Annotated in this window: 2 protein-coding genes; both read left to right on the plus strand. The window is 60.5% G+C overall.

Annotated elements, in window-relative coordinates; translation table 11 throughout:
* Positions 1–315 (plus strand): sugar phosphate isomerase/epimerase family protein (locus ACG2F4_RS19355; RefSeq protein WP_395262590.1); only part of this gene is annotated, 315 nt, incomplete at its 5' end.
* A 28-nt stretch (positions 316–343) separates the two neighbouring features.
* The coding region (locus ACG2F4_RS19360) for an alpha/beta fold hydrolase (protein WP_395262588.1) at positions 344–717 on the plus strand (374 nt) is incomplete at its 3' end.

Here is a 717-nt window from a genome sequence, read left to right on the forward strand (position 1 = left end):
CCGGAGGTGATCGGGTGGACCCCGGATGTGGGCCATATCATCAACGGGGGGATGGACCCGCTGGCCAAGATGAAGGAGTATGAGTCGCTGATCAATCTGGTTCATTACAAGGACTGGGCCGGCCCGGATACCTTTGCCCTGATGGGGGAAGGCGACGTGGACTTCGTGGAGATCACCCGGTGGCTGGTCGAGATCGGCTTCGACGGGTGGATCATCTGTGAGGATGAAGCTCCGAAAGCCGTTGATCACCCGGACGAGGTCACGCTCCACGACGGGCAGTGGATCAAAAACGACCTGCTGCCGGCCCTGCACTAATACACTGTAACAAACCCGAGGAATACCAATGCCATACGCCGAAACCAACGGAATTCAACTGTATTACGAGCAGCGCGGAAGCGGAGAGCCTGTAATCCTTATTATGGGTATTACCGCCCCGGGGGAGGTGTGGGAAGACCACGCCTCCTTCTGGGAAGAAGATTTTCGCTGCATCCAGGTCGACAACCGCGGGGTGGGCCGCTCCGAGAAACCGGAAGGCCCCTACACGATGGGGCAGATGGCCGACGACTACGCCGGGCTGATGGACCACCTTAATATATCTAAGGCAGCCGTGGTGGGGGTCTCGATGGGCAGCCCGATCGCCCAGCAGCTGGCCCTGCGCCACCCCGGGAAGGTCAGCTGCATGGTCCAGATGTGCCCGTGGGCGCGCTGCGACCGGAA

The organism is Halalkalibaculum sp. DA3122 (assembly GCF_043951865.1).
Taxonomy (GTDB): Bacteria; Bacteroidota; Rhodothermia; order Balneolales; family Balneolaceae; genus JAMQKA01.